General features: G+C 68.4%; 22 protein-coding genes and 1 pseudogene. 10 read left to right on the plus strand and 13 right to left on the minus strand.

Annotation, left to right across the window (positions count from 1 at the left end):
* Nucleotides 1–366: 366 nt before the first annotated feature.
* The 4 genes and pseudogenes from ACZ7KX_RS11140 (at nucleotide 367) to ACZ7KX_RS11155 (ending at nucleotide 2,802) form a co-directional block, all read left to right on the plus strand.
* Complete coding sequence (locus tag ACZ7KX_RS11140; RefSeq protein ID WP_470326211.1) at nucleotides 367–1,563, plus strand: PP2C family protein-serine/threonine phosphatase; 1,197 nt, start codon at nucleotides 367–369, stop codon at nucleotides 1,561–1,563.
* Nucleotides 1,564–1,718: 155 nt separating this feature from the next.
* A pseudogene (locus ACZ7KX_RS11145) lies at nucleotides 1,719–2,012 on the plus strand (DUF5994 family protein); the annotation flags it as partial.
* A gap of 249 nt (nucleotides 2,013–2,261) precedes the next feature.
* Complete coding sequence (locus tag ACZ7KX_RS11150; protein WP_470326310.1) at nucleotides 2,262–2,507, plus strand: hypothetical protein; 246 nt, start codon at nucleotides 2,262–2,264, stop codon at nucleotides 2,505–2,507.
* A gap of 43 nt (nucleotides 2,508–2,550) precedes the next feature.
* Nucleotides 2,551–2,802 carry a hypothetical protein gene (locus ACZ7KX_RS11155; RefSeq protein WP_470326212.1) on the plus strand — a complete coding sequence of 84 codons (252 nt, stop codon included), beginning with the start codon at nucleotides 2,551–2,553 and terminating at the stop codon, nucleotides 2,800–2,802.
* A 44-nt stretch (nucleotides 2,803–2,846) separates the two neighbouring features.
* Here ACZ7KX_RS11155 and ACZ7KX_RS11160 read toward each other — a convergent pair whose 3' ends face one another.
* From ACZ7KX_RS11160 to ACZ7KX_RS11170, 3 genes are all read right to left on the minus strand, one after another.
* Nucleotides 2,847–3,425 carry a DUF5994 family protein gene (locus tag ACZ7KX_RS11160; RefSeq protein ID WP_470326213.1) on the minus strand — a complete coding sequence of 193 codons (579 nt, stop codon included), beginning with the start codon at nucleotides 3,423–3,425 and terminating at the stop codon, nucleotides 2,847–2,849.
* 210 nt (nucleotides 3,426–3,635) lie between these two features.
* A complete protein-coding gene (locus tag ACZ7KX_RS11165; RefSeq protein ID WP_470326214.1) occupies nucleotides 3,636–4,904 on the minus strand; it encodes an ATP-binding protein in 1,269 nt (422 codons plus the stop codon).
* A 187-nt stretch (nucleotides 4,905–5,091) separates the two neighbouring features.
* A complete protein-coding gene (locus tag ACZ7KX_RS11170; protein ID WP_470326215.1) occupies nucleotides 5,092–5,463 on the minus strand; it encodes a DUF5994 family protein in 372 nt (123 codons plus the stop codon).
* Nucleotides 5,464–5,795: 332 nt separating this feature from the next.
* Between ACZ7KX_RS11170 and ACZ7KX_RS11175 the strand changes: the two genes are divergently transcribed.
* Nucleotides 5,796–6,221 carry a CBS domain-containing protein gene (locus ACZ7KX_RS11175; RefSeq protein ID WP_387752406.1) on the plus strand — a complete coding sequence of 142 codons (426 nt, stop codon included), beginning with the start codon at nucleotides 5,796–5,798 and terminating at the stop codon, nucleotides 6,219–6,221.
* Here ACZ7KX_RS11175 and ACZ7KX_RS11180 read toward each other — a convergent pair.
* From ACZ7KX_RS11180 to ACZ7KX_RS11210, 7 genes are all read right to left on the minus strand, one after another.
* Nucleotides 6,158–6,550, minus strand: a complete 393-nt coding sequence (locus ACZ7KX_RS11180; RefSeq protein ID WP_470326216.1) for a DUF6296 family protein — start codon at nucleotides 6,548–6,550, stop codon at nucleotides 6,158–6,160. The two genes, ACZ7KX_RS11175 and ACZ7KX_RS11180, sit on opposite strands and share 64 nt — an antisense overlap.
* A gap of 19 nt (nucleotides 6,551–6,569) precedes the next feature.
* Complete coding sequence (locus ACZ7KX_RS11185) at nucleotides 6,570–6,974, minus strand: STAS domain-containing protein (protein ID WP_470326217.1); 405 nt, start codon at nucleotides 6,972–6,974, stop codon at nucleotides 6,570–6,572.
* A gap of 91 nt (nucleotides 6,975–7,065) precedes the next feature.
* Nucleotides 7,066–7,422, minus strand: coding sequence for a MarR family transcriptional regulator (locus ACZ7KX_RS11190; RefSeq protein WP_470326218.1), 357 nt, complete (start codon nucleotides 7,420–7,422; stop codon nucleotides 7,066–7,068).
* Between the two features lie 121 nt (nucleotides 7,423–7,543).
* Nucleotides 7,544–7,987 carry an ATP-binding protein gene (locus tag ACZ7KX_RS11195; RefSeq protein WP_470326219.1) on the minus strand — a complete coding sequence of 148 codons (444 nt, stop codon included), beginning with the start codon at nucleotides 7,985–7,987 and terminating at the stop codon, nucleotides 7,544–7,546.
* A gap of 551 nt (nucleotides 7,988–8,538) precedes the next feature.
* On the minus strand, nucleotides 8,539–11,265 hold the full coding sequence (locus ACZ7KX_RS11200) for an ATP-dependent DNA helicase (protein WP_470326220.1): 2,727 nt from the start codon (nucleotides 11,263–11,265) through the stop codon (nucleotides 8,539–8,541).
* Between the two features lie 517 nt (nucleotides 11,266–11,782).
* Entirely contained in the window at nucleotides 11,783–13,120 is a 1,338-nt protein-coding gene (locus ACZ7KX_RS11205) for a hypothetical protein (protein ID WP_470326221.1), read from the minus strand.
* Between the two features lie 14 nt (nucleotides 13,121–13,134).
* Complete coding sequence (locus tag ACZ7KX_RS11210) at nucleotides 13,135–13,896, minus strand: hypothetical protein (protein ID WP_470326222.1); 762 nt, start codon at nucleotides 13,894–13,896, stop codon at nucleotides 13,135–13,137.
* Nucleotides 13,897–13,914: 18 nt separating this feature from the next.
* On the opposite strand from ACZ7KX_RS11210, the gene ACZ7KX_RS11215 reads away from it, so the two are divergent.
* Complete coding sequence (locus ACZ7KX_RS11215; protein WP_470326223.1) at nucleotides 13,915–14,787, plus strand: glycosyltransferase family 2 protein; 873 nt, start codon at nucleotides 13,915–13,917, stop codon at nucleotides 14,785–14,787.
* On the opposite strand, the gene ACZ7KX_RS11220 is transcribed toward ACZ7KX_RS11215, so the two are convergent.
* Both ACZ7KX_RS11220 and ACZ7KX_RS11225 read right to left on the minus strand, forming a co-directional pair.
* Nucleotides 14,784–15,791: an NAD-dependent epimerase/dehydratase family protein gene (locus ACZ7KX_RS11220; protein WP_470326224.1), complete on the minus strand. Its 1,008-nt coding sequence runs from the start codon at nucleotides 15,789–15,791 to the stop codon at nucleotides 14,784–14,786. The genes ACZ7KX_RS11215 and ACZ7KX_RS11220 overlap by 4 nt on opposite strands.
* Before the next feature lie 40 nt (nucleotides 15,792–15,831).
* On the minus strand, nucleotides 15,832–15,957 hold the full coding sequence (locus ACZ7KX_RS11225) for a hypothetical protein (RefSeq protein ID WP_470326225.1): 126 nt from the start codon (nucleotides 15,955–15,957) through the stop codon (nucleotides 15,832–15,834).
* Between the two features lie 502 nt (nucleotides 15,958–16,459).
* Between ACZ7KX_RS11225 and ACZ7KX_RS11230 the strand changes: the two genes are divergently transcribed.
* Nucleotides 16,460–17,866, plus strand: coding sequence for a hypothetical protein (locus ACZ7KX_RS11230; RefSeq protein ID WP_470326226.1), 1,407 nt, complete (start codon nucleotides 16,460–16,462; stop codon nucleotides 17,864–17,866).
* A gap of 23 nt (nucleotides 17,867–17,889) precedes the next feature.
* Nucleotides 17,890–18,465 carry a GNAT family N-acetyltransferase gene (locus ACZ7KX_RS11235; RefSeq protein ID WP_470326227.1) on the plus strand — a complete coding sequence of 192 codons (576 nt, stop codon included), beginning with the start codon at nucleotides 17,890–17,892 and terminating at the stop codon, nucleotides 18,463–18,465.
* A 770-nt stretch (nucleotides 18,466–19,235) separates the two neighbouring features.
* Here the strand turns inward: ACZ7KX_RS11235 and ACZ7KX_RS11240 are convergent.
* On the minus strand, nucleotides 19,236–20,786 hold the full coding sequence (locus ACZ7KX_RS11240; RefSeq protein ID WP_470326228.1) for a DnaB-like helicase N-terminal domain-containing protein: 1,551 nt from the start codon (nucleotides 20,784–20,786) through the stop codon (nucleotides 19,236–19,238).
* A 257-nt stretch (nucleotides 20,787–21,043) separates the two neighbouring features.
* On the opposite strand from ACZ7KX_RS11240, the gene ACZ7KX_RS11245 reads away from it, so the two are divergent.
* Both ACZ7KX_RS11245 and ACZ7KX_RS11250 read left to right on the plus strand, forming a co-directional pair.
* Nucleotides 21,044–21,565 carry a helix-turn-helix domain-containing protein gene (locus tag ACZ7KX_RS11245; RefSeq protein WP_470326229.1) on the plus strand — a complete coding sequence of 174 codons (522 nt, stop codon included), beginning with the start codon at nucleotides 21,044–21,046 and terminating at the stop codon, nucleotides 21,563–21,565.
* 330 nt (nucleotides 21,566–21,895) lie between these two features.
* Nucleotides 21,896–22,195: a helix-turn-helix domain-containing protein gene (locus ACZ7KX_RS11250; RefSeq protein WP_470326230.1), complete on the plus strand. Its 300-nt coding sequence runs from the start codon at nucleotides 21,896–21,898 to the stop codon at nucleotides 22,193–22,195.
* Nucleotides 22,196–22,204: the final 9 nt, after the last annotated feature.

Consider the following 22,204-nt stretch of genomic DNA (forward strand, 5'->3'; position numbering starts at 1 on the left):
GACGAAGGCCCCGACCGGCGAACCGGTCGGGGCCTTCGTGAAGGCGGAGGATACGAGATTCGAACTCGTGAGGGGTTGCCCCCAACACGCTTTCCAAATGTTCGTCCGGCTGTCCGAAGAGGTCCGCGTCTGTCCTGACCTGCGGCGGAGCGATCCGTCAGTCGATCTCTGAACGGGGCCGGACGGGGGTGAATGCAACCAGAACTGCAACCGCTGTCGGCCGTGCTGCGGGGCAGCCCGAGGTCATGACCGGGGGCGCAACGCGCTGCCGTCGGGCGTAATGGAAGGACCGGTTCGGCGAACCGCGCCGGGGTCCGGGGTCGATCGCGCCCGCGCCGGTGGTGCGCGGGCAGGGAGGACGCGGCGGTGAGCAGCGATGGCGAGGGCCGACCGGGCCGGGTGGGAGGACTGGGCGAGTACTTGCTGGGGGCGTTGCTCGATCAGGTCCATGAGCTGCCGCCCCGGCTCATCGGTCCGTTGGTCGCCGAAGCGGCGGCGAGGGTCGGCGGTCGTGGCCCGGTGCTCCTGCTGCAGGACTACGGCCAGCTGGCCCTGGTGCCGCTGCCCGGTCAGGGGCTGGCCGCCGGGGAGCCGGTGCCGGTCGACGGGTCCCCCGCGGGTGCGGCCTTCCTGAGCGGTGCCCCCGTCGAGGAACCGCTGGCCGATGGGGTGCGGGTGTACCTGCCGTTGCTGGACGGCGGTGACGAGGTGGGGGTGCTGGCCCTCACGCTGGACGCCGTCGATGACGACGATCGGCTGTTCTTGTGGCGCCTCGCCGCGCTGGTCGCCGATCTGCTGGTCACCAAGAGCGGCTACACCGACCGGATCTTCCAGGCCCGGCGCCTGGAACCGATGACCGTGGCGGCGGAGATCCAGTGGTCGCTGCTGCCGCCGCTGTCGATGACCGTCCCGCGGGTCGCGGTGGCGGGCATCCTCGAGCCCGCCTACCGGGTGGCCGGCGACAGCTTCGACTACGCGCTCAACGACGACGTGCTGCACGTGGCCACGATCGACGCGATGGGCCACGGGCTGGACGCCGCGACCATGGCGACCGTGGCCATCGGCGCGTACCGCCACGCCCGGCGCGCCGACATCGGACTGGCCGAGATCTACGCGTTCATGGACCGGGCCGTCGCCGAGCAGTTCGGCCCCGACCACTTCGTCACCGCGCAGATGATGCGGCTGGACACCGGGACCGGGCACCTGCAGTGGGTGAACGCCGGCCATCCCCGGCCGTTGCTGATCCGCGACCACGTCGTCGTCGAGCGGTTGGAGAGCGCCACCACCCTGCCGGTCGGGTTCGGCGGCGAGCAGCCGGTGATCAGCGAGCGGGCGCTGCGGCACGGTGACCGGGTGCTGTGCTTCACCGACGGCCTGGTCGAGGAGCGCGAGCCCGGCGGGGAGCAGTTCGGGGAGGACCAGCTCATCGACTGGGTCAACCGCGTCGAGCGCTCGCAGGTCGGGGTGCGGGCCGTGGTGCGCGCGCTCTCCCACGTCCTGAAGGAGAAGCGGGGCGGGCGCACGAGCGACGACGCCACCCTGTTTCTGATCGAGTGGCGCTGAGAGGGACCACGCTGGGCCGGCTCTCGTACCGCGCCGGGTCGGTGCGGTGCGGGCGGAGTACCGTGGGGATATCGGGGCGGCCCGAGCCGCCGCTCCCCGACGGTCGGCGCTCGCTCGGCGGGGTCGGCGTGCGTCCACGGAACAGGTGGCGAGCCATGTCGGACGAAACCGGTGCCGCGCGCCCAGGACTTCTGCCGGACCGGTTCCGGCAGGCCGCGAAGCCGGGGACAGTCCTGTTGCGCCTGGAGACCACCCGGTCGCGCGAGGGGGTGCTCGACGGCGCGTGGTGGCCGCGTTCACGGGATGTCGAAGCCGAACTGCCCGGTCCGGTCAGGGCGTTGACCGAACACCTCGGCCCCGTGGCGAGCGTCGCGCTGGACGCTGAAGCCTGGGACGACGTCCCAGCACGGCTGGTCGTAGACGGCCGGTCGGTGCACATCGACCGGTACCCGGTCGGCGACGACCCGGTGATCGTCACACGGGGCGACCACGATCACTTCAGCCTGCTCGCCCCCCGCGGGCGAGCCGCGAGGCGGCCCTGGCCGCGATGGCACGTGCGGTCGAGGCCGGTGGAACCGACTCCGCGCGGCAGATCCTCATCACCACCGGCATCGGCTCCGAACCACCAGGCGAGGAGTCCTGATGGCCGGGCTCGCGGGCCGGGCTCCTCGGGCAGACAGGAAGGGTGGAACGCGGAGATGTCCGTCTACGTGAAACTCTCGGTCGAGGCCCGGGCGCCGGCGGAACCGTCGAAGGGGCCGCTGGACCTGCAGTACGAGGACGGTGCGGACGGCGTCACCTTCGAGTACGACCTGCATCCGAGCGGCGCGCTGCGCGTCCTGCGGGTCTTCGAGGACACGCCGTACCGGATCGAGGTCTGCTTCGGCCCCGGGGCGTGGCTCCAGGTCGTGGGCAACTACCTGCGAAGCGGCGCCGAGTACTGACGGCGCCGAGTACTGGGCGGGAACGTCGGCACGGGAGACCAGGATGCGGCACTACCGATGGGTTCTGGAGACGCAGGACGACGACGGCCGCTGGTCCCGGCAGGACGGCACAACCATGCAGGATCCGCTGGAGTACGACGGGCCGCCCCAGCAGGCGGCCAACCACCTGCGGGACGTGTTCGTGCGCACGCTCTCCCGGCCCGCGCCCGGCCCCCGGGCGATCAGGATCCGCCTCTGGGACGGGGACGCCGCCGTCGGCCCGCCCCAGGCCGAGGCCGAGTGGTCACGCGAGTGACACACCCGGCCCTGCGGCCGTAGCGGGCACCGCCCGTTCCGTCGCTACGCGGCCACCGGCCAGGAGGCGGCCCGGCTGCGGGCGACATCCGCCCGTCTGCTGGCCTCACCGGCACCGTCGGAGGGGACGACTGCTGATGGCAGGAAGTCGGAACCGGGCCTCTGCCGCTGTGCGCCGCCGCCCGTCTCCACGGTGAGGAGACCGCTCGCGGCCATGGTGTTCGCGGGGCTGGCGGCTTCGGCCATCAGCCGGGCGGCACCGACGGCATCCGTCTCCGGCGGGACGACCAGCAGGTTCAGCCGACGCGGGGCGTACGAGAACACCGCGATCGTGTGCTCGTCCTGTTCGGTGGTGAACCAGCCCGCGTGGACGGTGTGCCCGGCGACCGGGATCCGGCGGGGGACGACGGGCCACTGCGCGGGGTTCACGGTGATCCGGGTGACCCGCCCCCACCGCTCGTCGATCTCGGCGGCCAGGGCGGGGAGTTCGAGAAGAAGATCACGCGAGCGCGGCCACCAGGCTCCGTCCAGGCGGCCGGGCCGCACGCCACTGGGCGTGAGGGAGAGCCGTGCCGAGGAATCCGGGGCGGCGGGCGCCGTCGCACGATCGAGGGTCGTGGTCATGATCAAGGACCTGTCCCCGGGCCCGGCCCACGAGGTCGGGTCCGGCATTGCGGTTCGCCGGAGACGACGCCAGTATCCGGTGCCGGCATGCGAAGTGCCTTCGGTGATGTCCAGGCTACTCCGCGTTCCGCCCGGACGCGGCGTCGTCGCGGTGGTCGGGTCCGATGCCCGGCACCTTCGGACGGACACCCCGCAACGGCGAGGTGTCCATCAGACGCGCCCGTAGCGGACCGCCTGGTCGGCGAACTCCCGGGCCATTTCGTCGGAAACGGTCGGACGGGTGCGGTGGATGGCGTCCAGGTAGTCCTGGGTACTGGGCTGGATCCGCTCCCCGGTGTCGAGCGTGCGCTCGAACGCGCTCTGGGCGACGGCCATGGCGACCTGCCTGATGTCGGCGGGAGTGAAGCCCTCGCTGGCCCCGGCGAGGACCGCGGTGTCGGCGGCGGTACCCGTTTTCGCCGTGTAGCCGGCCCACAGCACGTCGCGGGCCACGGAGTCGGGTGGCCCGACCGGCAGGACGTAGTCGAACCGGCCGTGCCGCAGGAACGCCGGGTCCAGGGCGGTCACCGAGTTGGTGGCGCAGACGAGCAGCCGGCCGTCGCGGTCGCGGAACCGCACGATCGACTTGAGGAGTTCGTTGACCACGCCAACCGACGCGGGGGCGGCGAGGCTGCGCGTACCGGCGACCTCCTCGACCTCGTCGATGAAGAGCAGCACGTGGTCGAGCTGCGCCACCTCCTCGAAGCGGCGGCCGAGACCGGTGGCCAGCCCGTCCTCGGATGCGAGCCGGGAGGGGAAGAGCTCGACGAACGGCCAGCCCAACCGGCCGGCCACGGCCTTGGCGAACGTGCTCTTGCCCGTGCCCGGCGGACCGAACAGCACCACCGCGCGGGGTGGTTCCACCCCGTGGGCGTCCGCCAGCTCGGGATTCGCCAGGGGCAGCACCAGGCGCCGTTCGATGAGCCGCTTCTCGTCGGCCATGCCCGTGAGCTGCTCCCAGAGGCTGGCTTCGGGCATGACCGCGCCGAGCACCGCCAGGACCGCCGCGCCCTGAGCACTCACGACCTCCGACTTCTCGAAGTACGTGAGCCCCCGGTGGGGGTGGAATCCGGAGTTGACCAGTGCGGTGGCTCCGGTCTCCTCGTCGGGCAGCAGCGCCGCGACGATCCTGGCACCGGCGTCCCGCAGACGGTGCTCCAATGCCGACAGCAAGGCGGAGCCGATGCCCAGGTTCCGCCAGGCGGGGTGCAGGGCGATGCGCAGCACCCACGCCCGGTCGCCGTCCACCCGGCCCACCGCCGCGCCCACGAGATGCCCGTCGGCCACCACGACGACGCTCGGATTCCGTGCCTGCAGAGCGGCGACCACGTCGGAGAGCCGGAAGACGGCGGCCTGGCCCGTGGTGGTGCTCTCGGCGTCGATCCGGACCACCGCTTCGAGGTCGTCCGGCGTGAAGTCCCGGACATGCCACACGGCCATACGCCGCCTCGAACGTTGCGCGCCCCTTGGATCCATCATCGGCCGACCCCGGTGCGGCCGCCTGCCCGGACGAGGGGCGGCGGCCGCTCAATGCCGGAGACCCGGTACAGGCGACAGGTCCCCGCTCCCCGCCGCGTCGACCCGGAGTGGTCCGGTGCGCGGCGGTGTCGGCGTGTGTCCGGGTTGCTCAGCCGAGCAGGAGTTCTGCCGCCGGGGTGTGGTTTCCGGTTGCTGAGGCTCCGGTCATCGCCGAGGCGGCCGTTGCCGACTTGGTGCCGGGCGGTACCACCAGGAGTAGGAAGTGGTCCTGGAATCCCCGGGTGACGCTGATCGTCGCGTCGCTGCCGGTGAACCAGTTGATCCTGACCGTCAGGCCGTTTGCCGCCACGGACCGGGGCACGCCGTCCCAGGCCGAGGTGTCGAGGCCGACCCGGACGATGCGCCCGAAGTGGGCGCCGAGCGCGGTGATCAGGTCCGGCAGTTCGGCGAGGACGTGGTTCGAGCGGGGCCACCAGGCGCCGTCGAAGACGCCCTCCCGGGACATCGTCGGTTCCAGCACCAGGCGAGGCAGAAGCGGGGCGCCGGGCGCCGTCCACGGCCCAGGAGAGGAAGAGGTGGGGAAAGGAATCGGCATCATGCGAAGCCGCCCGTCCGGTCCGCGAGGGACCCGTCATGACCCAGGGCGACGTCGACGCTGATGCCGGTGTGCGATATGTCCTCGGTTGTCTCCCAGGCTACTCCGCAGCGGTCTGCTCCGGTCCGCTCGCCACCGGAGTAGGGTCGTAGGCATCCAGGGCATCACGCATTCCGGTACCCGTTCCGGCCTCGTTCTGGGTGAAGGAAACTCGGCAGCCCCCCAGAGGGCAGCCGGAGACGGGAACGGTGAGCACCGTGACCACCCACTCCCCGCAGTCGGTACGGCCCGGCCACGGCCTCACGGTCGCCGACGCCATGGACCCCTGCGACTACCAGATAGCCGACGACAGCACCGTTGACCAGGCCGACGACGTCCTTCGCGGCGCCCACCTCGATTACCTGCTGGTCCGCGACCACGACGGCCGGTGCGAGGGGCTGGTCACCCGCACCGGACTCCATCCGTTCCTGAACCGATCCTGGTACACCGGACGGACCGCGATCAGTGCCACCACCCACCAGCGCGGCCCGTTCGCCTGGCCGACCATGGGCCTGGCCCTGGCCGCGATCGCCATGCGGGTCAAGCGCCTGGCGGTCTGGCCCGTCGTCGACGAGGACGGCTACATCCTCGGTGTCCTCATGGCTGACCGTGTCACCAGCCTCCTCGCGGGCAAGGCTGCCTGAGGCTGAGTGCCCGCGTTCGAGAGTCCTGGGTTGTTTGCGCCGGTCAGGAATCGAGCATGGTGACAGGTCGGGCCACGCCCGGAGCGAAGCCGCGGCGAGGTCAGGGCAGTGGCGTGCAGGCAGGTGTGCCGTCCCTGACCGGTCGGCTCGGCGAGCGGTCGGGCCGTCTCCCCGATGATCTCTACGCGGAGGGTGCCTGCCTTGTCCGCGTAGACCGGGGTCCCGTCCGCGGTCACCTCGTCCGTGGCATGAACGACGACGACCTCGAGCGGACTGTGCCTTCCGGGCACACCCGGAAGGGTCACCGCGTAGCGAGACGGAGTGTCCATCCGAAGCTCCTCACCCGACCTACCTGGCGCCTGCCAGGGCGGCGCGCACACTGCTCCGGACGGCGAAGAGTTCGTCGGTGCCGGTGATCTCCAGCAATCGCATGGTCTGGGGCGGCGGGGCGGCCAGCACCATCTCCACTCCTGCGGCCCTCGCGTCCATACGGGCGGCGAGCAGGGCGTTGAGGCACACGGAGTAGCAGAAGGTCTGGCCGGCCAGGTCGATGACCAGCCGGGGTGGGCGGTCCTGGAGAGCGCGGGAGAGGGCGTCGTTCAGCTTGCGGCGGTCTTCCTGGTCCGCTTCGCCGTCGAGGCAGACGATCACGGCCGTCCCGGGGAGCTTCGTGGTGGTGATCCGCAGGTGCGGGGTGGGAACGCGCGGGGGGTCGGGGCAGTCGTGCCGGGTGGATCCGATGGGGTCGGGCACTGGACTCACCGCCTCAACGGGAGGGGTGGTGGCAGGGCGGCCGGGACGCGCACAAGGTGCGGCGGGGTACGGGAGACGGGTTGGCGCGGGGTCACGGATGCTCATCATGATGATCACCGGTGGTGGTCGCAGGCTGGTGGCCGGCGTCGGGGGCGAGATCGGCGAACAGGGCCAGCAGCCCGGCGATCTCGTGGTGGCCCTCGGCGGGATGACGGAAGTGCGTGCCGCGAACTACCTGGTAGCGGTTGCGGCGTCCGTGCCGGGAGTGGGTCAGGTAGCCGGCCTTCTCCAGGTCCGTGACGATCGCCCGCGCGGCCCGTTCGGTCATGCCGCACATCGTGGCCAGGTCCCGCAAGCGGACGTCCGCGTCCCGCGAGATCATCAACAGCACACGCGCGTGCTGCGTCAGGAACGTCCAGCTCGTTCGCGGCTCTCGCTCATCCGACATACCACAAGTATGAACCGGGATTCCGCTTTTGCAATGCCTGACTTGAGGATCGGCCGACGGGCCACACCGTGGAACGCGGGGTCGAGTTTTCGCCCGCCTGCCCGTGTCACGGCGCGGGGTTTCAAGGCGATGGTGGTGGTTGTTCGGAGGGGACGAGGAGTTCGGCCCATACGGCCTTGCCGCCGTCGTTCGGGAGGGCGCCCCAGCAGAGGGCGAGGCGGTCGACGATGAACAGGCCATGGCCGCCGACCCGGGTCGGCTGGTGTGCGCCGGGATCGGGCAGCGCGGTACCGGAGCGGGGGTCGGTGACGGTGATGCGCAGGCACGGGCCGTTCTGGTCCAGATCCAGTGCGAGTGGGCCCGCCGTGTACCTGGCGGCGTTGGTGAGCAGTTCCGAGACGATGAGCTGGACGTCGTCGCCGAGAACGGATGGGGCGAGATGCCAACCGGACAGGGTTTGGCGGGTGAACGCCCGACCTTCGCTGACGGGGGACGCTCCACTTCCGGCGGTGAAATCCAGATGGCAGTGACGGCGGACTGCTGCTGGGCCGAGGTGACTCTCCACGGCGGTTCGCCTGCTTCCCATTGCAGCTCCTCGAACCATGCGGCTACCCGTTTAGGTGGGGATCATGTGCGTGGCAGCGGTCGGGCCTCCGGGGCTGCGGTGCCGCCAGGGTGGTCCGAAGTAGTTGCTCACCCGGTGCCGACGAACTGAGACCGGAACTGAGACCATGACACGAAGAAGGCCCCGACCAGATTCCCGGTCGGGGCCTTCAACTGCCTTGCTAGGCAGAGGCGGAGGATACGAGATTCGAACTCGTGAGGGGTTGCCCCCAACACGCTTTCCAACTGTTCGTCCGGCTGTCCGAGGACGGTCGGAGAGGTCCTGACTTGGGGCGGAGCAGCCTGTCGGCTGACTTCCGAACGGCGATGGACGAGGGTGAATGCAACCAGAACTGCAACCAAGCCAGCGTCGATCGCCGCTGGTCGTGGGCGACGGCTTCGCTCAGTGCGGTTCAGTGCCCGCCTATCGTGACCTTGATCGCTGCGATCCGACCGAGCGCATCGAAGGTGAGGCCAGCAATCGACTGTTGGCCTCTGTTTCCAACCCCGTGGCTATGGTAGCTGGCGCGTCTTACCTCGCTTCGGTCGCTTCTCAACAGGGGCCAAACCTCGGCGGATCTTCATCAGATGCTCGTCTTTCGTGTTCTCGCGTACTGCGAGACGACTCAGGATTCGATGCTGTGTCTCTGGAGTCCAGAACACTTCAAGACGTTCCCGAGCGCGGGTGATCGCGGTATAGAAGATGCTATGGGAGATGCTTTCCTCGTTGGCGTCCGTGATAACAACCTTGACTGACTTGTACTCAACGCCCTGTGCTTTGTGGATCGATACGGCGTAAGCGATCTGAAACGGAACCATGGTAGTGACCGAGTCATCGTCATCGTCACTGTCGCCACGTTCGAAGACATCGAACTGGACCGTCGAGTCTCCTGCCCAGCGCAAACCTGAGAAAATTGCCTCGGCTTCAGTGAAATCCCGTTCGAGATTCACATCGAAAGTGATACGGCCGGGCGTGCGAATGATCTTGACGATCCTGCCCTTCAAGTTATTGAAGATGACCGGGCTGAACCGATCGGACTCGTTGAAGAGTACGGGATCGCCGACCTTGTACGTAGACTCGCTCCACGCCACGGCTGGATTCGGGTTGCTCGCCTGTAGGAACCGGTTGACGTTGTTGATGCCGTAAAGGCCGTCATAGTTCAGGCAGAGTACGATCTCATCGTCGCTTCGATGCTGAAACAGCGAGTCTCCCAGAACCGTAGAGTAGCCATTCTTGGAGAGTGACTCTTCGATGCGGTCGTCCAGGTTCCGCACCCTGTCCCATAGTGTGAGAAGGCTCTGATCGGTCGTCCTGAAGGGCTCTGTAAGTTCGAAGACGGACTCGCTCGGGATGTACGACCGGATGATGCTGAACCAGTTGCCAAACTCGATCGACTCGATCTGGTAGACATCGCCAACGAGTACGAGCAGATCGAAGGATGTCTTCTCAAGTACATCGAGCAGGCTTGCGTTGCTTACTGTGCTGCACTCATCGATCACCAATACGTCGTACTTTGCGCCGAGCGACGTACCTTTGCGCACGTGCTTGCTGATCGTGCTGAACTCGACGTTCGGCGCTTGTACTCGCCTCTTCAGATTGTCGACGGCCGGATTAGTGTGTGCCAAGAATAGCTTCCGGGCGCCACTGAAGTAGTTTGCAATGTGATTCACCATCGTGGACTTTCCAGTACCGGCTGCGCCGTAGACGAGGGCGATCTTCGAGTGCTCAAACAATTCCGTCAGTGCCTTGGCCTTCAAAGGGTCATCGATGGCACCTGGGTTCGCATCAATCCATGCCTGTACATCGCTGCTGTGTTGAGAGACGCCACTGGCAGACATCTTTCGGAGTTCGTTGATGATCGAGACCGTGTCATCCTCGTATCCGACGATAAAAACGTGCCCATTTTCATGAGCCAGCTTCCGCGGCTTGTGCCGTTCAGTGGGTGGCAGCATCCGATTGTGGCGCGCGATCAGATCGTCGACGTCACCGAGGTCCTCCAGCTCGGCTGCCGGCGTATAGATCACGCCGCGCTGCTCGACGTTGCTCCGGACTCGTCTGGCCAGCAGCTCGTGAGGTCGGGTCCTCGCGTCCAGACTCTCGGTAAGGTCCCCAAAGCGCGGGTTGTGTCCGCGCGGTGATGTGCAGAACGGCATCGTGTCGAAGGGCCTGCAACTCCAGGAAACGCGCAGCCCGGAGAGTGCAGAACACTGGTCAGCATCGAACTGTGCCTTGATGACACGATTGTTCATCCGCAGCATGAGGTACCGCAACAGACGAGAACCTGGCTGGTCGTTGCGAACGAGTGATCGTGCACGGTCAAGAATGGGGAAGATAACCGCATCTCGTTGGGCTCCGGTTAGCACCCAGGAGCGGAACGAGCCGTATGCTGCGTCGGTCATATCCATGAGATCAAGCAGACTTGATCGTGTTGTCGTGAGGTACCGCATCAGGTTTCGGTACTCGGAATTCGACGCTCTGACCTTGCCGTGAGAGGCGTCGAAGAGGCGAGCGAAATTGTCGAACTCGCACGGCCGGATTGACACCTCCCATGAGCGGATCAGCGTGATCGGCATCGTCTGTCCGAGGACCTCGATCGTGTCGCTGGCCAGCTCCAGGCTAGCCGCATATTTGTCGGTGACGTCGATTTCGGTGAACCCAATGATGCGATCGAACTTACTCGTCCGATTGTGGGCGAGATAAAACGTCACTTCGTAGTAGATGCGGCCGGAGATGAAGAAGGGGCGAGAACTGTGAATGTAGTACCGCTCGCGACGTGCGCTTGAGGACGTTACCGTCTTTTGCTGCTGGATGCGGGCGGCAATCCTCTCGTAGTACTCATGCAATGAGGGGTCGAGATCGATTGGAAACTGTTCGATGCTGTGCAGGATTTTGATTCCGAGGAGATCCTGTGCCAGGTCGCGTGTGCGGAGCAGGTACTCGTAGTACTTCAGCATCAACCGCTCAGACGGATCGCGATCCAGCGTGTAGTGCGAGACGCTGGCCTGGAGCAATCCATGGAATCTGCTCAGGAGCCTGAACTTGGCGAGCGCTCTGACAGCATCCAAGGCCGGCCCGACCTGGTTGTAGTGAAACTCAGTCGAGCGATCGCCGAGGTGCGCCCAGACAGCAAGCCCCTCGACGAGATTCCGGAGCTGCCCCAACACGTTCTGCGAGAGGAAGCCCCGGTCGCCTGCTAGGTTGGCTAGGTTTTGGCAGATCACGCTGTCGGCGCTCTTCACTTGCTGTTCTACTGACGCCATCGTTCCCGCTCCACTCCCCGAAGGCTCGCGCCTCACCTGTGATCGGGGTGAGAAGTCCTGGCTGCTCCCGCCCCGGGCGTTGCCGAGGCGGACCGGGCAGCATGCACGAAGGCGGTCTGGCTGCCGCTGAACAGCGGACCCGGCCCCGGTCCACATCATCAGGCAACAATGGAACCACTCAAGAGCCCACAAGCGGGCCTTTTTTAAGATTGTCCGGCCTGATGTGCTGGCTCCTGACCTGACCTGTACATTCCCGGGTGAACTCCCCGCCGTGCCTGCTAGTTCCGGGCCAAGGTCTTCCTGGAGAAGGTTGGTCTGGCCAGACACCGGTCATCTCCACGACGGTCGCGCCGAACAGTCGGAGTTCAAGCTCCAGCTCCCGCCCGGTGGCCTGCCGGTGCAGCGCCGACCTGCATTTAGTTCGCGGTGAGCGCGAGTTCGCTCCAGGGCAGCAGGTGCTCGCGAGCCTGGGACGAGCCTTGAGACGCCGCTGGGATCAGTGCGCCGAGGTCTGCCGCAGGTGTCCGGCGGCCTTCCCCGTCTGGTCCCTGCGCATTGCCGTCATGGATAGCTCGGCGAGGCGGGGGAGGAGGGTGGAGTCGAGCTGCTCGATCGGGTGCAGCAGGCCGCGTTCGCAGGTCTCTGCCGTCCATACCGTGTGGCTGGCTCGCGGGTAGGCCGTGTTGATGCCGATCTCGCCCTTCGGGATTGTGCCGTTAAAGGGTGCCGGGATGCCCTCGGTGTTCCAGTAGGCCCATGCTTCCAGGGCCTTGGCCTGTTCGAAGGCGAGGTAGAGCTGCGGGTAGCGGTCGATGATCCGCATCTCGCGGAAGATGAGCTGGCCCAGCAGGCACGGCGCGGTTGCGGCGAAGGTGTCGAAGTCCAAGTTGTGGAAGGTGAAGGATGCTACGTCCTGGGCGGGCGCGAGCGCCACGGTCGCGAACAAGTGTGACAAGCGCTGCCTGGTGAAGCGGGCCACTCCGGACGCCAGGCCGGCATCGATCTGCCCGACGAGTTGGAGGAGGCGTTCGTGTCCCGGGTTGAAGCGGGACAAGTCAAAGAGCTGGTCCATGCCTTGGACCGCGGAGAAGGCGAGCCGCTTGTAGAGGCGGTTGTTCATCTCCCCGAGCTGGGCGTACGCCTTTGTCTCGGAGGTCGTGGAGTGGAGCATCAGGTACTCGGACAGAACCTCGAAGTAGAGGTAGCCGAGGAACGGAAAGGCGGGCACGGTGGCGGTGAGTTGGTCGATGAACTCGGCTTCCGGCGTCGGCTTACCTGCGGCGTTGGCGAGAAGGGTGTCGAGTAAGGGGGCCGCTGCGCGGATCCGCTTTTGCACCGCCCGGCGGAGCTGGGCGTCCTCGGCCTCGGTGAGGAAGCTGCGGTGGGTGAGGTAGGTCCGCAGGTGGATGGCGCCCAGCCGGAGGTAGTCGATGCCCTTGGGCGGTACGGGAGCGTCGGGTGTGATCTCGAAGACCAGGGTGCGGGTGTGCTTTTTGGTCTCCAGCAGGTAGCTGCCCAGATTGTGGGGGCGTAGGCCGTCGGGCTCGGGGGTGAGGGGCGCGCAGTAGAGGGCGGCCACGAGGCAGCCGCTGGAGGCGTAGAGGTGTCCGCTGGCGCGGATGGCGTCGAGGGCGACGGTGGTGTGCATCAGGTGGATGGGGCGGCCGGAGACGAGCGTCTCGGTCATGGCGTTGCCGCGTAGGAGCCAGCCGTTGGGGGTGTCGTGTTCGAGGTGGGATCGCCAGTCGGCTTCGGTCTCGGTGAGGCCGACGGGTCCGGGGCGGGTGGGGGTGGTGGTGTGGTCGGTGTGGGCGTTATCCCATTCGGCGTGCATGGCGCGGCCTCCTTCTAGCAGGTGGGGTCGAGGATCTGGCGGGCGTGGATGAGCGCTCCGCGGTTGCTGGCGCCGTCGAGGCGGGCCTGTTCGCTGCGGACGACCAGGTCGTGGGCGACGGCGTGGAGCCAGGCGGGCGGCACGAGCCGCAGGTGGGACGGGTCGGGCCACCAGCGGGCGAGGGGGAGCCGGTAGCGGTCCAGGCAATCGGCGGCCTTGAGTAGGTCGATCAGGTGCGGTGCTCGCTGGTAGACGCGGTTCTGCTGCACGGTGAAGCGCTCGTACGGCACGTCGTGGAGGCTGATGGCGGCAGCGGCCTGCGTGAGGGCGTCCTGCGGCAGCTCCCGGCCGACCAGGCCGGTGACGGCGGCCTGGTTGCGGGTGAACCATGCAGCTGCCCGCCGGCCGTGGCCGGGATCGTCCCGGTCGTTGTGGCGCTGGCAGTCGTGGACGGCTGCGGCGACGCACAGCGCGGCTCTGTGGTCGCGGTCGAGCCCGTACTCCTGGGCGAGGATCGACGAGAGCAGCGAGACTCGGGCGTTGTGACGGACGCCGTGGATGGAGTCGGCGCACCGGGGCTCCGTGAACCAGGTGACGTCCGGTACCAGCATGAGCGGCGGGTGTGGCAGGGTGGGCGGCGCGGCGGAGACCTCGGGCCGCATCCCGGCGATCCAGGTCAGTGTGGATTGGTCCATGACCTGGTGGTCCGGAAGCATCCGGTTCTCGGCGAGTTCTCTGAGCGACGCGGCGCCCGAGCGGTGTGTTCGCTGGGCCATGTCTGTTTCCTCGAAGGGATGGGTTCGGTGGGCTTGAAGCTGGGCGTGGCGGTTCTGACCATGGGCACGCGGCCGAAGGAACTGGCCGAGCTGCTGGCCTCGGTGGAGATGCAGACCGTCCCGGCCGCGAGGGTCGTGGTGGTTGCCCAGGGTTGCCCCCTGCCGGAGCTACCGGCGTGGGTGGAGGGCGTCGAGCTGGCCGAGAACCTCGGAGTGACCGGCGGCCGGAACGTGGCGCTGGAGCATCTGCGTGACGTGGACGTGGTGATCGACCTGGATGACGACGGCCTGCTGGTTGCCGACGACGTGTTCGCGAGGATCGAGGCCCTCTACGAGGCCGACCCCCAGCTGGGCATCGTGTCCTTCCGGATCGCCGACGAGACTGGGCTGACCCAGCGCCGCCACGTTCCCCGGCTGCGGGCCGGCGATCCGATGCGCGGTGGCGAGGTGACCACCTTCCTCGGTGGCGGCCATGGGCTGTCGACAAAGATGCTGGCGCAGGTCGGGGACTGGCCGGACGAGTTCTTCTTCGCGCACGAGGAGACCGACATGGCCTGGCGGGCGCTCGACGCTGGCTGGAGGGTGCTGTACGCGCCGGAGCTGCTACTGCAGCACCCGCGGACCAGCCCGACCCGGCACTCGTTTTTCTACCGGGTGAACGCCCGCAACCGCGTGTACCTCGCGCGCCGTCACCTGCCCGCTGCGCTGGTGCCGGTCTACCTCGGCGTGTGGGTGGCGCTCACCGTCGCCCGTACGCGGAACGCGGCCGGTCTGAAGGCGTGGTTCGCGGGCTTCGCCGAGGGCTGGCGCACACCGTGCGGTCGGCGCAAGCCGATGCGCTGGCGCACCGTGTGGACCATGGCCCGGCTCGGCCGGCCCCCGATTATCTAGGCCGCAGCCGCCCGGCGCATCCACTCCGGGATCGCGCTGGGGTTCGCCCGCAGCCAGGCTACGTAGCGGGCGACGCCCTCCTCGATGGTGGTGGTCGGCCGCCAGCCCAGCAGCTCCTCCATCCGCTCGACCGAGGCGTACCCGCCCTCGGGGTCGCCGGGTGGCATCGGTGTCTCGACGAGCTGCGTGTCGGGGTAGTGGGCGCGGACCAGTTCGGCGACCTGCCGGATCGAAGTCCCGGTGCCGGTGCCGATGTTGACCGTCTCGTTGTGCGCGCGGGGCGAGGTCAGCGTGTGCAGGGTGCCGGTGGCGATGTCGTCGACGTGGACCAGGTCACGGATCTGGTGGCCACCACCGTTGAGCTGCAGCGGCAGGCCGAGCGCCGCCCGCATGGCGAACCAGGCGACCACCCAGGAGTGGCTGTTCTCCTTCACGATCTGCGGTTCGCCGTAGACCGAGAAATACCGCACGATCGCGTAGGAGTGGCCGGCCTTTCCGAGCATGGCAGCGGTCTGGTACTCGCCCCAGACCTTGCTGTTCCCGTACACCGACACCGGTGAGACGGCCGCGTCCTCGACGAACTTCGGACTGCCGTTGCCGTAGACGCTGGCCGAGGAGACGAACACCATGCGTTGCACCCGGGTCGAGGCGGCGACGGCGTCGAGAACGTGCTGTGTGCCGATGATGTTGGAGTCGATGGCGTCCAGCGGCCGGCGCGTGCAGGCGGCGACGTCGGCCAGCGCAGCGGCGTGGATCACATAGTCGCATTCGGTGATCACTCGGTTCATCAGGCCCGGTTCGGCGATGTCGCCGACGATGAAGTCCGGGTTGAACGTGTCGATGCCGAAGCGCTCGCGGTACACCTCGGGCGGGTAGGCGTCGAGCTTGCACACCGAGATGGCGCGTGCGCCAAGTTGGCGGAGCCGGCCCGTGATGCGGCTGCCGATCAGGCCGCCGGCCCCGGTGACCAGGATGGTCTTCCCGGCGAGCTGTTCAAGGGACATGAGGTGCTCCCTCCTGTAGTGAGCGTGGAGTGTGGGCGAATCAGTTAGCGCGGTGCTGCGGGCAGGCGCAGTCGGGCCAGACCTCGATCCGGGCGACGTACTCGTCGGGGCCCGGGTTGGCGGCGATCACGCCGGAGTCGTCGTAGCGGGTGCCGTCCTGCGCCACCCTGAACGTGCGGATGGTCAGACCCGGACGGCGCCTGACGCGAGCGGCGCGGCCCTCTTCAGCAGTTGCGCTCGCCTCGCTATCCGCCGAGGGCCGCGCTTCCGCCGTTCGTCGGGTCGTGACGTTGTCCATCGGATCCCTCCCATTGCCGGCCGCGGGTCGGTGCGCCGGTGGTGCTGGACGGGGTGATCGGCAGGTGTTTCAAGCCGCCCCGATCTCACTCTTCGCTGTCAGCTGTGCGCGGATTGCGAAGTGCCGTCAGCATGGCGGCGGGCGGCCACGCATCGATACGACGTCGCTGCCGTCATGGCCGCGTCGTCGCCGGGCGCTGGTTGGCGTGGTCGACGACGTGGTGCGTCATGACCACCGTCATGGCTGCCGTCATCTGGCCTGAGAGTCCTCCGGACGGGTTTCCTGTGGACCAGCCACGGCTATCGTCAGAGCAGACGAACGGGGACGGAGGGGATCCGCGGTGGCCGAAACTCCCACGCTCTTAAGGGTCTTGACGCTGCAGCGCCACTGGCAGGTCTACGAGACCTTCCGCCTTCGGTTCGAGGCAACGGCGAACTCGGCCGCCGAGCAGGAAAACGACCCCCGGCTCCGGGGCCTGTCGGTCTCCAAGCGGCAGTTCGAGCGCTGGTACGGCGGCGCGGTGAAGACTCGCCCCTACCCGGACCAGTGCCGGGTGCTGGAGGCGATGTTCGGCGTCAGCGTCGACGTGCTCCTCGCGCCTGCACCGGCCGCTTCCCTGCCGGCGCCTGCGGTCGCCGGCTCGTTCGTCGTCCCGTCGCCACGGTCGGGCCCTGTCCTTCTCCCATCCGAGCAGGCAGCGGTGCCGCCTGCCGGCGGCCCGTCCAGCAGCGAGACCCGCTTCGACGCGGGCACGATGGAATTGGAAAGGCAGGTCGCAATGGCGGCTCGTCGTGCACTTCGGTTCACCGCGATGGCGGAGGGTAGCAGCATCGGCCCGGAGACCCTGGGACAGATCCACGACGAGGTACGGCGGCTGACCGTCGCCTACCCGAAGCTGGCGCTGCCGACCCTGCTCGGTGACCTGGTCGAGGTCCAGGACCTCACCTTCCGGCTGCTGGAGCACGGCCGCGTCAAGCCGCTGCAGGCTCGGGAGCTGTACCTGCTCGCCGGGATCACCTCCGGCATGCTCGCCAAGGCCAGCCACGACCTGGGCAACCCGAACGCGGCGATGATGCAGGCCCGCACCGCCTTCGTCTGCGCCGACAACGCCGACCACCACGCCATGCGCGCCTGGGTCCGCTCGCTCCAGTCGCTCATCTCCTACTGGGCGGGCCGCCCCGGCGAGGCCGCCGACTACGCCGCCCTCGGGCAGAGCGCGGCCGGCGACGTCCGCGGCACCACCAGCGTCTGGCTGGCCTGCCTTTCCGCCCGCGCCCACTCCCTCCTCGGCGACGGCGAGGCCACCCGCACCGCCATCCAGCAGGCCGAGGACGCCCGCGCGGCCGCCGAACCCGACGACCTCGACGCCTTCGGCGGCATCATGACCTTCCCCGTGCCCCGCCAGCTCTACTACGTCGCCGAGGCCACCGTGCAGCTCGGCGAGGACGCCGCACTCGGCGAGAGCCAGTCCGAGGCCGCCGTCGCCGCCTACCGCGACGCCTCCGAGGACGACTGGGCCTTCGGCGACGAGGCCGGCGCCCAGACCGACCTCGCCCTCGCCCGCATCGCCCGAGGCGAGGTCGAAGGTGCCGTTGAGGCCGTCCGCCCGGTACTCGACCTCCCCATCGAGCAGCGGAACTTCGGCATCGTCAGCAGCGCTCAACGCGTCCACGCCGCGCTGAGTGCCGATGGCCGTCGCAACGGCATCGTGGGCGTCAACCTGCAGCAAGAGATCGAGGCATTCACCGCCACCCCGACCTCGGTCCTCGTCCGGTGACCCCACGGATAGGCTCCGCAGCCATGACCCCAGTCCACCTGGCCGGCCCCCGCCTGGCACTGCGCGAAGTCGAACCCGAGGACACCGACGCCCTCCTGGCCATCTACGGCGACCCCGAGGCCACCCGGCACCTCAGCTTCGAACCCCGCACCCGCGACCAGGTCCAGGCGATCACCGCCCGCTCCATCGCCTCAGCGAACGCCACCCCACGAACCGAGTACTGCCTCGCCATCACCCGGCTCGGCGAGCACCAGCTGATCGGCTACGCCCGTCTGGCCACCGAGCCCCAGCAGGCCGCCACCATCGGCTTCGCCCTCCATCCCGCCGAGTGGGGCAAGGGCCTTGGCACGGAGACCGTCCACCTGCTGTGCGCCCTCGGCTTCAACGTCCTCGGCCTGCACCGCATCTGGGCCGCCCGCTCCCCGCTCAACGAGGCCTCCGCGCGCACCCTGCTGAGGGCCGGCATGACGGAGGACGGGCGGATCCGCGACCATGTCTTCGTCCACGGCGCCTGGCGCGACTCGATCACCTACTCGATCCTGGAGCACGAGTGGCCACCGAACGGCGTGCTGGGTGCCGTCGCCGATCGCGAGAGCTGAGCCCCCGGGGATCTGTTCCTGCGGGCCCGGCAGCGCAGCGCCTCCGCGATCTCCCCGCTGGCGCTTGACTCCGGGACCTGCCCTCGCACCCCTGGGCGAGGGCAGATGCGTGCGGCGGGCGGTAAGACCGTCCTATGCGACAACTTGCTCCGTCAGGAGCGGGCCGGGGTAAGGATGACTTACCCCACAACTTGCTCCGGTTTCCGGTGGTCTGACTTGGGTTCGGTCACAGGTGATCTCTTGCGGCCAGGAGCTGCCGATGCGCTGGCAGTGCTGTTCCTGGCCTTATGCAGAGCAGGTCAGGGGACGTTACGGCGTGCGGTGGAAGCTCGGAAATCTGCTTGAAGGCAGGGCGTTCACGGCGGGGCGTACACGCGAGCCCCCTTCTAGAGGGGGGCTCGCGCGTGAACGCTGGGTCGCGTGGACGGTGTGTACGCCTTCGTGATCGCTCTGCCTGCGGTTTCTTCGTCGAGCGTGGACGGTGTGAGCGGCTCTCGCAGGGTCCTGTGCGGAAGGCGTGCGTGGACGGTCCCGTGTGCGGTCCACGCCCGGCAGGTGCCCCGTGGTGGCGATCGTCTGCCTGTTCACCGGAGGGCTGGTTGCGACGGTTGGCGCTGCCCGCTGGCCGACGCGGTCACCCCGGTCAGTCCGGTCGGTCGCAGCCACCGGGGTGACCGGAGCTCCGGTCACTGCGGTCGGTCAGTACGACGGACTGACCGGAGACTCGGTCACTGCGCTGTCCCCGGTCACTCCTGTCGCTGCGGCGGCTGTCAGGAGACGGCGGTGATGTGCCGGGCGGAGGGGCGGTAACGGGCCTGCTGGCCGCCCCCGGCGCCGCCGGCGGTGCCTTCGGCCTTGACCGCCAGCCCGCTCTTGACCAGGCGGTCAAGGTGGCGGCGGGCCTTCTCGATGTCGGCGCGGTCGGGGTTGGCCTCGCCGGTCAGGGCAGTCGCCAGGTCACGGGCGGTCAGACCGTCTGTGGCGGCGCGCAGGAGGGTGACCGGGTCCAGGGTCGGCTCGACGTAGGTGGTTCCGCGCTGGTGGTCGTGGACGACTGGTAGCGGGCCGATCTCGCCGGTCACGGTCTTGAGGTGGTGAATGGTGACCGCCGGGTCACCGGCCTCTCCAGCGATGAACAGGACACTGCCCGCTCCGGCGGTCAGCCAGGTCGAGCCGTACACGCGGTCCAGGGTGGGGCGCTGGCCGCGTGGCGCGTCGGCGGTGGCCTTGCGCTGGTGGTGGAGCTCCATGATCTGGACGCCTGCGCGCAGGGCCCGCATGCGGGCGTTGTTGAAGGCGACGGCCAGGGAGTCGTCCACGAGGGTGCTGACCGCGTCCTTGAGGCTGTCGATGACGATGGTGTCGGCGTGGTGGGCGGCGGCGAGTTCGGCGAGGAGATCGGGTTCCTTGTCGAGGGTGGCGGGGAGCGGTCCTTGCCACACGGCGAGGCGGTCGCGCAGGTGGGCCTCGTCGGCAGGCAGGATGCGGCGGGCCATGGCGCGGGCGATCTGCTGGGGGCGGTCCATGGCGAGGTAGAGGACGCGTTCTCCCTCTGCGACGGGGAGGTCGAGGACGGCGGCTTGGAGGCCGAGGCGGGCGAGGACGACCTGGTGGGCGATGGTGGTCTTGCCGACGCCGGGCGCGCCGACGATCATCAGGCTCTCGCCGGAGGCCCAGGCGGTCTGTTCGCGGGTGCCCCACAGAGGTTCCTTGTCCGCGCCGGTTTTGGTGACGAAGTCCCAGCCGTTGACGATGTAGCGAGACAGGCGGCTGTTGCCGGAGGCCAGGGCGCGTTCGCGCTCGGCGCGGATCTCGGCCTCGACGGTGGTGCGGATCTCGTCTGGGTCGGCGCCCGGAGTCAGCGCGTGCTGGACCGTGCGGATGCCGGTGGCATGCAGGGTCCGCAGTTGGGCGTCACGACGCACGATCTGCGCGTAGTGGTCGGCGTTGTCGGCCGAGGGCGGCGCGACGGCGACGAGCTTGTGGAGGTACGACGCGCCCCCGATGCGGGAGAGATCTCCCGATCCCCGCAGGTGGTCGGTGAGGGCGATGGGGTCAGTGGGCGCGTCCTCGGCGCGCAGGGCCAGGATCGCGCGCCAGATGGTCTCGTGGGCGGGCCGGTAGAAGTCGCCCGCGTCCAGAGCGCCGCGGACCTTCTCCACCGCCTGGTGGTTCAGCATGCAGGCACCGAGGACCGCCTGTTCGGCGTCGACGTTGTGCGGTGGTTCCCCGAGGGCGGGGCCAGCGTGAGCGTTCGACGCGTCGCCCCGTCGCCGGTCGTTGGATGACGGCTTTGACGGCGGGGCCGTAGGCTTGTCCACAGCGGTGTCCTCACTCGGAGGCGCTGGGCGGCTACCCGGTTCCTCCGTTGTCGACTGTTCCAGGGATGGGCGGTTTCGAGGTTCTGCTTCGGCCCTCGGCGTTCGTAGCGCCGGGGGCCTTTGTGTTGTCGCGACGCGGGGTGGCTGGCCCGGCATCGCGATGCGGTTCGGCTTAGTTGCGTTTCGCTTTGCATCACGTTAACGTCGTGCTCGACGCATTGCAAATGGGCTTAACGACGATGCATGGAGGGTTGACCGTGGCTGACGAGGACCGGCGACAACGGCTGGAAGGGGAGGAGAACGTCGCCCGGCGGATCAAGATGGAGCGCGAGGCGCGTGGGTGGAGTACCGCCACGCTCGCCGATCGCCTGACCGAGGCCGGCTACCCGCTCAACCAGTCGGCGGTGTGGCGCATCGAGAGCGGCGAGCCGCGCCGTAGGGTCAACCTGGACGAGGCCATCGGCTTTGCCAAGGTCTTCGACATCTCCCTGGACAACCTGGTCGGACCGCCCGAGATCGCCGCCAACGCCCACGTGAAGCGGCTGCTGGCCGAGTTCGCCGAGAGCTGGCAGAAATCGGTCGCCGCCCGCAAGGAGATGGACCGCGCCCGCGAGGCGCTCGACTCCTACGGCCGTGCCCACCCGAACCTCGAAGAGCTCATCAGAGCGATGATCACTCGGGTCGTGACGGATGCGGTCGGTGACGACTACCGCTCGCCGAACTTCCCGCCCGGCTCGCCCGGCGCTGAGGGTCTTGCCGACCCGGGAACCGAGGCATAGCCAGAGCACCCTAGGGCATGCTCCGGCCGCCCGAGAGCGCCTGCTGCATGCCGCTGGTTCCGCACGTCAGTCCCTTCGCCGATCCGATGATGACCGGAATCATGCCGGGTGACCGGCGGTTTGGTGCGGCCGGAATCTGCGGCTAACGTCCCGTCCCGCCGGTCCGAACACAGGCTTCGCCAGCCCGTGAACCCTCATCAGCCATGCCCTCCGCAGTCCCTCGGTGCTACGAACGCCGGGGGTGCTGTACGGACCCGAACCCAATCGCCCATCCCTGGAACATCGACAACGGCGGCGCATAGCCGAAAGCGCCGCTGGGATAGGACACCCATGTCCGAAACACCGTTCGAGCTTTCCCAAGTGGCTCATGCCCTCGGTACCACCGAGAACGTACTCCTCCGCCTGATCGCTGATCAGGACAGTTCTGCGGCTGACCCCACTCTGGTCGCGCTCACAGTCGAGGAAGCTGCCCGCCGACTCGGTATCGGGCGTACGAAGATGTACGAGTTCGTCGCCTCCGGCGAGATTCCCTCCGTGAAGATCGGAAGTCTCCGCCGGATACCCGCCGAGGCGGTGGGCGCGTTCCTCGCGAAGCGCCTCCGCGCCGCCGGCCTCGACCTTGCGGCCTAAGGGAGCGGA

The sequence above is a fragment of the Kitasatospora sp. NPDC038210 genome (assembly GCF_055600605.1).